Origin of the sequence: Niallia sp. FSL R7-0271, from assembly GCF_038005785.1 — a bacterium.
Taxonomy (GTDB): Bacteria; Bacillota; Bacilli; order Bacillales; family Cytobacillaceae; genus Niallia.
In genome coordinates, this window is the sequence record NZ_JBBOTZ010000001.1 from 828,528 (window position 1) to 841,068 (window position 12,541).

General features: G+C 40.3%; 11 protein-coding genes. 6 read left to right on the top strand and 5 right to left on the bottom strand.

Going from position 1 to position 12,541, the window contains the following annotated elements; genetic code table 11:
• Window positions 1-60: 60 nt before the first annotated feature.
• Complete coding sequence (locus tag MKX82_RS04390; RefSeq protein ID WP_233316672.1) at window positions 61-366, top strand: DUF3243 domain-containing protein; 306 nt, start codon at window positions 61-63, stop codon at window positions 364-366.
• 32 nt (window positions 367-398) lie between these two features.
• On the opposite strand, the gene MKX82_RS04395 is transcribed toward MKX82_RS04390, so the two are convergent.
• On the bottom strand, window positions 399-1,301 hold the full coding sequence (locus tag MKX82_RS04395) for an ArsR/SmtB family transcription factor (protein WP_233316673.1): 903 nt from the start codon (window positions 1,299-1,301) through the stop codon (window positions 399-401).
• Window positions 1,302-1,551: 250 nt separating this feature from the next.
• Between MKX82_RS04395 and MKX82_RS04400 the strand changes: the two genes are divergently transcribed.
• Complete coding sequence (locus MKX82_RS04400) at window positions 1,552-2,040, top strand: NUDIX hydrolase (RefSeq protein ID WP_341079396.1); 489 nt, start codon at window positions 1,552-1,554, stop codon at window positions 2,038-2,040.
• Entirely contained in the window at window positions 2,037-2,534 is a 498-nt protein-coding gene (locus MKX82_RS04405; RefSeq protein ID WP_233316674.1) for a GNAT family N-acetyltransferase, read from the top strand. The genes MKX82_RS04400 and MKX82_RS04405 overlap by 4 nt, the downstream gene beginning before the upstream one ends.
• A gap of 41 nt (window positions 2,535-2,575) precedes the next feature.
• On the opposite strand, the gene MKX82_RS04410 is transcribed toward MKX82_RS04405, so the two are convergent.
• The gene (locus tag MKX82_RS04410; protein WP_233316675.1) at window positions 2,576-3,139 is read right to left on the bottom strand and encodes a DUF2777 domain-containing protein; all 564 of its coding nucleotides are present in this window, start codon (window positions 3,137-3,139) and stop codon (window positions 2,576-2,578) included.
• A 252-nt stretch (window positions 3,140-3,391) separates the two neighbouring features.
• Between MKX82_RS04410 and asnB the strand changes: the two genes are divergently transcribed.
• Window positions 3,392-5,239: an asparagine synthase (glutamine-hydrolyzing) gene (asnB, locus tag MKX82_RS04415; protein WP_233316676.1), complete on the top strand. Its 1,848-nt coding sequence runs from the start codon at window positions 3,392-3,394 to the stop codon at window positions 5,237-5,239.
• A 27-nt stretch (window positions 5,240-5,266) separates the two neighbouring features.
• Here the strand turns inward: asnB and MKX82_RS04420 are convergent, their stop codons facing one another.
• Window positions 5,267-6,223 carry an AraC family transcriptional regulator gene (locus MKX82_RS04420; RefSeq protein ID WP_237940917.1) on the bottom strand — a complete coding sequence of 319 codons (957 nt, stop codon included), beginning with the start codon at window positions 6,221-6,223 and terminating at the stop codon, window positions 5,267-5,269.
• A 277-nt stretch (window positions 6,224-6,500) separates the two neighbouring features.
• Between MKX82_RS04420 and MKX82_RS04425 the strand changes: the two genes are divergently transcribed.
• Together MKX82_RS04425 and MKX82_RS04430 are read left to right on the top strand one after the other, a co-directional pair.
• Window positions 6,501-8,495, top strand: a complete 1,995-nt coding sequence (locus MKX82_RS04425) for a glycoside hydrolase family 127 protein (RefSeq protein WP_341075257.1) — start codon at window positions 6,501-6,503, stop codon at window positions 8,493-8,495.
• A gap of 70 nt (window positions 8,496-8,565) precedes the next feature.
• Entirely contained in the window at window positions 8,566-9,651 is a 1,086-nt protein-coding gene (locus tag MKX82_RS04430) for a DNA alkylation repair protein (protein WP_233316679.1), read from the top strand.
• Window positions 9,652-9,690: 39 nt separating this feature from the next.
• Here MKX82_RS04430 and MKX82_RS04435 read toward each other — a convergent pair whose 3' ends face one another.
• Both MKX82_RS04435 and MKX82_RS04440 read right to left on the bottom strand, forming a co-directional pair.
• A complete protein-coding gene (locus MKX82_RS04435) occupies window positions 9,691-10,593 on the bottom strand; it encodes a DMT family transporter (protein ID WP_233316680.1) in 903 nt (300 codons plus the stop codon).
• Between the two features lie 111 nt (window positions 10,594-10,704).
• A complete protein-coding gene (locus MKX82_RS04440; RefSeq protein WP_341075258.1) occupies window positions 10,705-12,465 on the bottom strand; it encodes a glycoside hydrolase family 13 protein in 1,761 nt (586 codons plus the stop codon).
• Window positions 12,466-12,541 lie beyond the last annotated feature (76 nt).

Below are 12,541 nucleotides of genomic sequence, written 5' to 3' on the forward strand. Positions count from 1 at the left end.
AGTTTTAACAGGCTTACATTGGGAATATAGAAACTAACACTAGAAAAGGAGTGAGTCATAATGGAAAACAAAGTAGAAACAAAAGTAAATGATAAGCTTCAGAATATGAGTAGTGAAAAAAAGGATGAAATTTTATCAAGCTTTGAAGGATTTAAGGAATACCTTTCCGACAAGGTGGAAAAAGCAGATAAGCTAGGCTTAAATGAAGAACAGATTGCAAAAGCTGCCCAGAAGGTAGGAGACTTTTTAGCTGCAAAAGAGGAGCCTCGCAACAGAGAGGAAAAACTTCTTCAAGAGCTTTGGAAAGCAGGAAATGAAGAGGAACAGCATAAACTGGCTCATATGCTTGTAAAGCTTGTGAGCTGATGAAAAAAAACCGCCAAAAAAGGCGGTTTTTTTCATAGATAATACAATTTAAAGTTAATATCTTGGTCATGGTTGCCGAATTTTTTCCCGAATACAGTCGCGCCCCCGACATGCTCGGCATCTTCCTTCACTTCTATGCGGAAGGTCCATCTGTCTGTGCTTGTATCTAAATCATCGACTGTGATGCCTGACATAGGGTCTCCATCGATATATGTGCCATGGTTGGTGATGCGGATAGTTTTGAGCAGCCCGTACTGGTTGATATTATGAGGCCACCAATCAGGAGTGAACTTTCCTCTTGTATCAGCAAAATCTCCAGGACTTCTCCATGTTCCTAATTCAATTCCATTCAATGAAAAGGTAATATCTGACGGCCATACATCATTGGCGAATGGGAATTCAGAACAAATTTCCAAGCTGATTTCAAATTGCTGCAGCTTTTCATCTTTTTTCAAGAAATTGGCAATATTATATTGCACAAAACCTTGAGTGAACCAAATAATTTCTGCATCCATTCTCTTTGGATCCATAAAGTAGCGGGGCTCATCGACACGGCCGATAAATTCTTTATCTGTTGCTAGGCCACATGTCGGCTTTAAATCATAATCGGTATAATGTCCAATTGGCACAGCAGTTTCATAGGATGCAAACGAGTGAAATATCTTTTTGGGAAAATTTATTTCAATATGATCGACCTTTAAAATCGAAATCTTTTGCAGTCCAGATTTTCCTGGCACTCTTTCTGTCTTAATTAAACCTGCATCTTCTAATTTTTTTATATGCTTTGTCACAATAGCACTGCTGATTTCTAATTCCTCGGCAATTTCTTTAATGTTCATTTTATTTTTGCTGAGGAGTTGAATAATCTTGATGCGAACTTCGCTGGCTAGTGCTTCATAAACAACTAATGAGGAATTGTCGATCCCTAGTTGCATGGAAATCCCTTCTTTCGAAACGAATGGTTAATTAAATCTATATTATCTTTATAAAAATAACATAAAGATTAATTACTGTAAATATATTGAGATTTATAATTTAATAATAAACTGTTTTGTTAATTTAATAATATTTGAACAATGTTAAATTTACTATTTCGTTTATTTTAGTTAATAGAAGAAAGGGAATGTCAAAAAAGAGGGGAAAAAAGGGGAAACCCAGAATAAAAATAGAATTGGGGGGAGTATGATGCAAGAAAACGCCAAGTTTCATAGAGCTTTTGGTGTATATGGTATATGCCTTGATAGTGAATACTTGCTTGTTATCCACAAGAGTCAAGGACCGTATCGCAACCGCTTCGATTTGCCTGGGGGAAGTTTGGAGGAAGGGGAAAGTTTAGCAGAGGCAATAGACAGAGAGTTTCTAGAGGAAACAGGTCTTGAGATTTGTCACAAAGAAAATATTGGAATCACGGATTTCATGTTTCCCTGGAGATGGAGAGAATTCACACATGTTCATCATATAGCTGTATTTTATGAAGTGAGGAACTTTAGTGGGGTTATCACTGCCCCAGAGCAGTTTGTTGGACAAGATTCCCTTGAAGCTGTATGGATGGATCTGAACGAGTTAACGATGGATAATTCCTCTCCGCTGGTTATGCAGGCAGTAAACTGGACGAAAACGCGGAGTTTCCCTTTAAAGGTGAACAAGCTACAGGTTTGGGAGGTAAAGAAATGAAGTTGCGTAAAGCAGTTACAGCTGATGCGAAAGGCATTGCGAAGGTTCATGTTGACAGCTGGAGAACAACTTATAAGAACATGATTCCTGACGCCTTTTTAGAGCAATTATCTTATAAAGAGCGGGAGCAAATGTGGATATCAGCTATTCCAGGCGGCCATGTTTATGTTGCGGAAACCGGGGCAGGCAAGATTGTCGGTTTTGCGTGCGGCGGCAAAGAAAGGAGCGGCAAGTTTGAAGGGTATGATGGCGAATTATATGCTGTTTATTTGCTTGCAGAATACCAAGGGAAAGGAATTGGCAAAAAGCTCGCAGATGCTGTAAAACAGCATCTACAGGGTATGGGCTTAACTAGCATGATTGTGCTTGTACTAGAAGGCAATGGAGCATGCCGGTTTTATGAAGCCATAGGAGGAAAGCAAATCGGCAGGATGGAGGACAAAATTGGCGGCAAAACAGTTTATGAGCTCGTTTATGGCTGGGAAAAAATATGACGCAAAAAAACTTCAGCAGATATTCTGCTGAAGTTTTTTTCTTAAGAGGACAGCTTTTCGATAATCATCCGTTTGCCAGTATTCAAGGTAAACTCAAATCTGTCGGTAATTTTCTCATTATAATAGAAATGATGATTGACACTGCACAGGCCTTCCTGATTATCAAAAATCATCATATTCACACCATTTTTTCGTTTGTCATCTCTTAAGAAGGTTAATTGGTTATAACAGTATATACAGTCATAAATAGAGAACTTCATGGAATTCAGGGTGGTGATGAACTGATAAAAGCTGTCATCGCTGATCTCGTCAAGAAGACGTTCTAACGAGAATACAAGATGTTTGCGAATCCTGATTTTATCTTCAGTGCACATCCCATAAATCGAGCCAGAGCTGTTGATTCTTCCTTCATCCAAAAGGATTCCTTTTCTCCATTTGTTAAAGCAGAATAATTCCACTTCTTGATGAATATATTCATCTAGCATGGTTGCTTCTTCTGTTTCATCGTCGAAAAATATCCATTGGTCATTGATGTATTCGACTGTTCCTTGTGTAAAAGCACGGGTTTGGTACTCTATAAGCTTTAGTCTCTGCTGATTGTTCATTTCTTTGTAAACCTCCCAATTACTTCCCATAAATTCTTTTTAGACATTAAAGTTCAAATTTATAACTGAATGCCATTATTATTTTTGTTTTAGTTTTTAGGTGAAACTGCCATGCAAAGATCTAAAATGATGCAGCAGGAATGATTTATTAGATTCATTTATCAGGACAAATAACCATTTTTCTAATCATGCATACAATACTCCATACTGATTGGTATCTAATCACAATTCCACGAAGAAAGGATGATCATCATGTGTGGAATCACAGGTTGGGTTGATTACAGAAAAGATCTGAGAAAAGAAGAGGATACTTTGTCTGTAATGGCAGAAACGCTGGAAAAAAGAGGTCCAGATGATACAAATGTATGGAGTGCTCTTCATGCAGGCTTTGGCCACAAACGTTTGATTGTGGTAGATCCCCTTTGTGGAATCCAGCCGATGACAAAAGTAAAACAAGATTTTGATTATACGATTTGTTATAACGGTGAATTGTACAATACGGAAGACATACGCAAAGAATTACTAATAAAAGGATATTCATTTAATGGCCATTCTGATACAGAAGTTTTATTGGCTTCTTACATGGAATGGGGCGAGGATTGCTTACAATACTTAAATGGAATTTTTGCTTTTGCGGTTTGGGATGAAAAAAGAAATTCACTGTTTATCGCCAGAGACCGCCTTGGTGTTAAGCCGCTGTTCTATGCAGAGGTTGGATCAAGCTTACTATTTGCTTCGGAAATCAAGGCTATACTTGCCAATCCTCAAGTGAAGGCAGAATTAGACAGAGAAGGGTTGGCGGAAGTATTTGCACTTGGACCGTCCCATACACCTGGATCAGGGGTTTTCAGAGGCATTAAGGAATTAAGACCTGGGCATGCCTTGAAATTTTCGCAGGATGGCTTGAAGATATGGCGTTATTGGAATGTGAAAAGCGAGCAGCATGAGGATACGTTTGAAGAAACAGTTGAAAAGGTGCGCTTTCTGTTCAAAGATGCTGTAACGAGACAGCTAGTATCAGATGTGCCGTTAAGCACTTTCCTTTCTGGCGGGGTCGATTCCAGTGCGATTACAGCTATTGCTGCAATGGAATATGAAAAATCAGGCAAAGGACCGCTGCACACATACTCCATTGATTATGAAGGCAATGACCAGTTCTTTAAAGCAAATGAATTTCAGCCTAATTCTGATGGTGTTTATATTAAGAAAATGACGGACACTTTCGGTACGATTCATCATAACTGCATTATCACACAGGAAACGCTTGCCCAATTTCTCCATGAGGCTGTTACTGTCCGTGATCTGCCGGGAATGGCTGATGTTGATTCTTCCTTGCTGTGGTTTTGCCGTGAAATTAAAAAAGACTTTGTCGTGAGCTTGTCAGGTGAATGTGCGGATGAAATTTTCGGCGGGTATCCATGGTTCCGGAGAGAAGCAGATCTTGCAAGAGGAGGATTTCCATGGATGCGTTCAATCAAGGAGCGACAAGGGTTGCTAAAACAAGAGTGGAGCAGCAAGCTGCAGCTTGAGGATTATATGTATGATAAATACAATCAAACTATTGCTGAAACACCAAAATTGGAAGGCGAAAGTGCAGAGGATGCAAAAAGAAGAGAGCTGTTCTATTTGAATCAACTGTGGTTCATGACAACTCTATTAGAAAGAAAAGACCGGATGAGCATGGGTGCGAGTCTTGAAGTCAGGGTGCCATTCGCAGACCATCGATTAGTAGAATATGTATGGAACGTACCTTGGGAAATGAAAAACTACAAAAACAGAGAGAAGGGGCTTCTCCGCAAAGCACTTGAGGGGATTCTTCCAGATGAAGTACTCTATCGCAAGAAAAGTCCTTATCCAAAGACACATAACCCTGTTTACACGAAAACGGTCACAGATATGCTGACAGGAATTTTGGCAGAAAAGGATTCGGCTTTATACGAATTCTTTGATTATAACCAGCTCAAGGAGATTATCAATACTGGTGGCTCAGCCTTCAAAGAGCCTTGGTTCGGTCAGCTTATGACAGGTCCGCAGCTTCTTGCGCACTTGGCACAACTTCATTATTGGTTTAAAGACTATAATATTAATATTGTAGATTAATATTAAGCGGGAGCAGATGCTCCCGCTTTATTTTGTGATTATTGCTGTTCTCAAGTGTGGCGGCATAGGAATGTCAGGATCGACAGACACTGTGTTCGTATACGTCTTAGTGTAGGCATCACGAAATTTACTTGGGGTAATTCCTTCATAGCTTTTAAATAATTTCATGAAGTATTTCTCATCATCGAAACGCAGCTCAAAGGCAATTTCTTTGATTGTTTTATTCGTTGTACAAAGGAGTTCTTTTGCTTTATTAAGCTTTAATGTATGGATATAACGAATTGTGCTCATACCGATATTCTTTTTAAACAGCCTTGTCAGATGATCAGGGTTCATGGAAAAAGTGTTAGCAACTTCTCTTACATTAAGGGGTTCGTGAATATTGACTCTAATCCATTCAAGTATTTGGGTGAACTTTTGCGTCTTTTCACTTATCGTATTTTGATGGAGCAGCTGTTTGCTGTATTGTTCAGTAAGCTCAATTAACAACTCTGTCAGCAAGTAGTCGACAGAGAAGGTGCTGTAGTAGGAAGCATTTGCTATATCTAAAATTTGCTTCATTAAGATAAACGGTTTATCACTGTATGAAAGACTAAAATAATCAGGCAAAAAAACGGCATTATTAATTGCATGCCTATGTGCTTCTATATCACTTGCCAACAAATGGCTAATAAATTTCTCAACTGGATACATATCTGTCTCACAGAAAGGAATAAAGTGCATCCAAAAAAAGCTTGCTCCTTTTTGAGAAGGAGCATATCCATAGTAGTCAATTTCTGGTGGTATAAGCAGAACATTCCCCTGCTTGACTTCATACTGATGGTGGCCCACTTGGATGTAAACAGATTTGTTTAAACCAATAATAACCTCAAAATCCTTCTTCAGCCGCATTTGTTTATGCTGCCAGTCGTCACTGCTGACAAAACGGCCGCATTTGTAATAAGCAAGCGGTCTTTCAATGTTGAATTTCCAAAGCTGGTCCATCTACATCTCGCTCCTTGCATATTGTTTTTTCTACCAAATGTCGTTTTTGTTCACCTTATTGTATTTTTAAATAAAAGAGTAAGCGTTAACAATAATGTTAGCATAAATGCCAGTAGATAACGACAGACAATCTACGAAAATATCTTGTGAAAGTTATTTCTTAAAAGTCGGATTTCACCACTAAATCTACTGTTTTAGCAGTTTTTACTCACCCTTAAAGCGATTACAATAGGGGAGGATGTACGTAAAAAAGCTGTAAAAAGCAGGAGGAATAAGAATGTCAAACAATGTGCAAGCAGACAAGTCGATACATGTGAATAAGGTAATAATTAACGACCAATTTTGGAAGCGATATGCCGACATTGTGAAAACAGAAATGATTCCATATCAATGGGAAGTGCTCAATGACAGGGCTGATATAACAATCGAAAAGGAGCGGAATGACCAAAACATTCCTTCTGAAAAAAGTCATGCCATCGAGAACTTCAAGATTGCTGCAGGGCTGAAGAAGGGCCGGCATTACGGCTGGGTATTTCAGGACAGTGATGTATATAAATGGCTTGAAGCAGTGGCTTATTCTATTGAGCAGGAGCATGATCCACAGCTGATTGAATTGGCTGATGGTGTTATTGATTTATTGGCACTTGCCCAAGAGAAGGATGGCTATTTAAACACATATTTTACAATTGAGGCTCCCGAACGGCGGTTTAAAAGGCTCGCCGAAAGCCATGAGCTGTATTGTGCCGGTCACTATATGGAAGCAGCTGTAGCTTATTATAATGCAACAAAAAATGAAAAAGCCCTCACCATTGCCTGCAAATTGGCGGACTGTATTGATGCAAGCTTTGGTAATGAGGCAGGAAAAATAAAAGGCTATGACGGACACGAGGAAATCGAACTTGCCCTTGCTAAGCTGTATGAACTTACAAAGGAAAAGCGGTACTTAAATCTTTGCCAATTCTTTTTATACGAGCGAGGACAGGATACTAGTTTTTTTGAAAGACAATGGCAAGAGGAAGCTGGCGAGAATGCGGTGATTGGGGGAATGAACCATTTGCCGCTAAGCTATTATCAGGCACATAAGCCAATCCTTGAGCAAGAAAGTGCGGAGGGGCATGCAGTTAGGCTTGTGTATTTATGTGCAGGCATGGCGGATGCTGCTTTTTTAAGCAAAGATGAAGAAATGCTGCAAGCCTGCAAAAAATTGTGGAAGAGCATTACAGCTAAAAGAATGTACATTACAGGCGGAATTGGCTCAACCGTTCATGGAGAAGCATTTACTAGTGACTATGATTTACCGAATGATACGATGTATTGCGAAACTTGTGCTTCCATCGGTCTGATTTTCTTTGCGCAAAACATGCTGAAAAACGAAGCTGACAGTACGTACAGTGATACATTAGAAAGAGCACTCTATAATGGTGTGATCAGCGGAATGGCTTTAGATGGGAAGCATTTCTTCTATGTTAATCCCCTTGAGTCTAATCCTGAGAACAGCTTGAAGGACCCGGGAAAAAGCCATGTGAAGCCGACAAGGCCAGCTTGGTTCGGATGTGCTTGCTGTCCGCCTAATCTGGCCCGCCTGCTTGCATCCATTCATAAGTATTTGTACTCACAAAAAGGCGATTGTCTTTATGCAAATTTATATATTGCCAATAAGGCAGAAATCGATTGGAATGGTAAGCAGATAGAGATTACGCAAGAATCAAACTATCCATGGGAGGGAGAGGCTAAGTTTCAGTTTCAGCTGGAAGAGCCAGCTGAATTCGGCTTTTGCCTGCGCATACCAGCATGGTCGAAAACGTATAAAGTTACTGTTAATGGCATCGAAATAAGTGACAGCTTGATGAATGGTTATATGGTGATACGAAGGACTTGGGAAACTGGAGATGAAATCTGTGTCACCTTGGATATGAGCATCCAGGAATGGTCAGCAAATCCTCATGTTAAAGCAGATTTAAATAAGATTGCCATCCAGCGCGGCCCAATCGTCTATTGTATGGAGGAAGCAGACAATGGGAAGTGCCTTCATCTTTTCCGCCTGCCAAAGAACAAACAATATCATTATCGGTACGATTCAGAACTGTTTGGTGGAGCGGGACTCATTGATGTTACAGCAGAAAAAAGAGTTGTGGAGCAGGAATGGGAAAGTCAGTTGTACAGCCAAGGGATGGCGGAGCTTTATGAAGCAGCATCTCTTACACTGATTCCTTATTATGCTTGGGCAAACCGCTCGGTTGGGGAAATGCAGGTTTGGCTTGCTAAAGAATGAAGGAAGCTTGAGAATTTGATATTTAGGCCGCTTACTTATATGATTAGAAAAAAGAGTTTAAGAGGTCTTTATGGAGCCATTAAAAAATATTTATAATTTGCAGTTTATCACTAAACTAGAGGATGTTATTACATTAAATTACCCTGCATTCGAAAGGGAAGCGTTCCGCACCAAGTTGTTTGAGGCTGATTGGGAGGAGCTAGCACTTAAGGAAAGGATGCGCCAGATTACCTTGTCGCTTGCTCCGTTTTTGCCCCAGGATTACAAGCAAGCAATCGAAATCTTGCGCAAATGCGCTCCGTCCTTTACTGGATTAGGCGGGATTATTTTCCCCGATTTTGTGGAGCAATACGGGCTGGAGGAATGGGAGCTTTCTGTTGAAACCCTTGCCTTCTTTACAGAATTCTCTACGTCAGAGTTTGCAGTAAGGCCTTTTCTTATCAAGAACCAGACGAGAATGCTTGCACAGATGGAAGAATGGGCTGAAAGCGAGAATGAGCATATTCGCAGGCTTGCAAGTGAGGGCTGCCGTCCGAGACTGCCATGGGGACTGTCAGTGCCTGCTCTAAAAAAAGATCCTACTCCTGTTTTGGTTATTTTGGAGAAGTTAAAAGAAGATGAAGCATTATATGTAAGAAAGAGCGTAGCCAATAATTTAAATGATATTTCGCGAATTAATCCTGATTTGGCAGTAACTATTGCACAGAGCTGGTATGGCAACAGTCAAAAAACGGATTGGATTGTGAAACATGCAAGCAGGTCGCTGCTCAAGAAGGGTGATCCTCGTGTATTGCAAATCTTTGGATATGAGAGCAGTGACAGCTTAAGCTTGGCGGACTTTACGATAACACCTGAAAAGCTTGCATGGGGTGAGAATATTGCTTTTTCATTCACTTTAATATCGAGGATCGAAACACCACATAAAGTAAGAGTAGAATATGCCATAGATTATGTGAAAGCAAACGGCACTCGCAGCAGGAAGGTTTTTCATCTTTCTGAGCTGGAGTGGAGGGGCAGCATGAAGAAAACCTTCGCAAAGAACCATTCCTTTAAAGACTTGACGACAAGAAGACATTATCCTGGTGTTCACCGTATTGCCATTATTGTCAATGGAACAGAGAAGGCTGCCCTTGAGTTTGAACTTATACAAACGTAAAAAAACTGGAGAGCCTCCAGTTTTTTTAATTTCAATCTGCTATATTGTTTTTTCATGCTGAACTGGCTTCGGTTTCTGCTGCTGCAGAAGGAAGTAAAAAACACCTGCCAGCACTAATAGTCCGCCGGCAATTTGTGAACCGGAAAGTCTTTCATTTAAAAGAATTACAGCAAGAATGGTTGCTCCGACAGGTTCTCCTAAAATACTCATCGAAATAGTTGTCGCATTTACATAGTTTAACAGCCAATTGTTAATTACATGACTAAGTGATGGGACGATTGCAAGCAGCAAGAAGATGCCCCATTCCTTTGGCGGATAGCCTGTAAATGCTTCCCCAGAAGATAGATTAAAAATAGTCAGCAGCATGGCAGCAAATAAAAATACAGTGGAAGTGTAAACCCAATGGGACACCTTTTTCACAATAGACTGGCCAATTAACAAATAGCCGACAACTGCTATCACGCTTAAGAAGGAAAGTAAATCGCCAAGCAAGCTTGCCTTGCTTAAGCCAATATCGCCCCAGCCAATCATCATGGCGCCGATTATAGCAATCCCCATTGTCATAATGGCGCTTGACGTTGTCCTTTCACGGTAAAGGAGAAATCCTCCCGCCAATGACACGAGCGGTTGAAGAGCAAGAATGATAGTAGAGCTAGCTACTGTTGTCAGCTTCAAAGAACCGAACCACAGTGCAAAATGGAGAGCAAGGAAAGCTCCTGAGAACAGGAGGAACCACCAGTCTTTTTTTGATAGTTTCTTAAATTCTTTTCTGTTTATATAGACCATTGGAAGCATCAAAATTCCTGCGAGCCACATGCGGTACATGCTCAGTATTGTTGCTGGAGCATCCGACCATTTGACAAAAATAGCAGAGAAGGAGATAGCTATAATGGAAATTGCCAATGGGATGGCAATTGATTTTGTGCCTGTTGTCTGTTCCACAATTTACCCCCTTCATTACATAATAAGTAAATGATAGTACTATCTATTCAGTTAAACAAGAGGTTTTTCCAAGTTTAAGAAGCTGGATGAAAGGGCGATGAGTTCAGCCAGCTAAATATAAAAATGGAGAAGAATATTTTCATAAGCACCGAGATTCACGTTTAAATGTTCTGATTCGGCAGCATATTCCTGACATGTTAGTGGCATTGTTAACTTTTTTCCCTTTAGTGAGAAAGGCAATGGATAACTTACTTGGTCTGGACTGTTATTCATCACAGTCATAAATATTTCATTTTCGTTCCTATGGCAATAAGCAATGCAATTATTTAGGACAGGAAGGAAGGCAAAGCTTGCGTTTCCCGAGAGGATAGCAGCAGACTTTCGAATCGAAATCAGTTTTTTTAAATATTCCTTTATTTCCACGTTCTGTTTTTCTTTATCCCATTCCATGCATTTTCTGCAGCCAGGATCGCTTCCGCCATCAAGACCAATTTCATCGCCGTAATAAATACATGGTGTGCCAGGAAAAGTGAATAGAAAAGTAAACAGCTGCTTAACTCGTTCAGGTCTATAATGGGACTCCTGCATAACCCGAGGTGTGTCATGGCTGCCGATAATGTTAAAGAGGACTTTATTAACATTGTCTGGATATGCATGGACAATGGAGGTCATATCCTCGACGAATCCTTTAGCAGAAATCATGTCATAAGCAAAAAACTGCAAAGACTTGGAAAGCAAGGGATAGTTCATAACAGAATCAAATTGTTCGCCTCTCAACCAAGGCATGGAATCATGCCAAATTTCTCCTAAGATGAAACAATCTGGTTTTACCGCCTTAACACGCTTCCTGAATTCCCGCCAAAAGGCATGATCGACTTCATTGGCAACATCTAGCCGCCAGCCGTCAATATCACATTCCTTGATCCAATATTCAGCAACATGCAGCAAGTAATCTCTTACCGCTTTATTAGCTGTATTGAACTTTGGCATATCCTCATAGAAGCCGAAGGTCTCGTAATGAAAGCCAGAGCTGTCCTTTAATGGATATTGATGGACATGAAACCAATCCTTATAAGGAGATCTCTCTCCATTATTCAGCACATCCTGAAATGGCGGGAACATATAACCACAATGATTAAATACAGCATCAAGCATGACGCGAATTCCCCGCATATGGCACTCGCTCACAAGTTGTTTTAAAATGCTGACATCTCCGAAATGGGGATCAATCTGCAAGTAGTCAATTGTATTATATTTATGATTGGAATTGGCATAGAAGATCGGTGTTAAGTATATGCCTGTAATTCCTAAATCCTGCAGATAATCTAATGAGTCGATGATGCCTTGCAAATCTCCGCCGAAATAATTCGTCAAGCCAGGTGCCTCTTGCCCCCAAACAGCGGTTTCGATTGGATTTCTGTCAGGATCGCCATTGCGGAATCGTTCTGGAAATATTTGATACCAGATTGTTTCTCTCACCCAATCTGGCGGTGTGAATAGCTCTGTTTCATGTATATAAGGCAAGCAGAAGTAATAGCCTGGATCTTCGGGCAAAAAAGGAAAGAAGCCCTTTTCTGTAAAGGTAATCTGTTCATCTCCTTGTTTGATAATGAAACCGTAGCGAAGCCGTTTAAGACTATCTGTAACAGAGGCTTGCCAGTAATCAAAAAGCTGATCAGAGCCTGTCTTTTGCATCTCAAGCAATGAATTTTGCCATCTGTAGTTGCTGGTTTTATATTGGTCGCCATAAATCAAGGTGACAGCATGGACGTTGTCTTTTTTTGTCCGGAGGCGGATATGGAGTATATCTTCCTTGTAAAGATAGCAGAAATTATCTCCAGTCCGATGATAGATGGAAGCCAAATCAATCATTTCCCCACACTCCCTTTCCTACAAGTCATTTTCAACAGTGTAGCCAATTTGCTGAAAACCTATAAGGGAAAAGAAG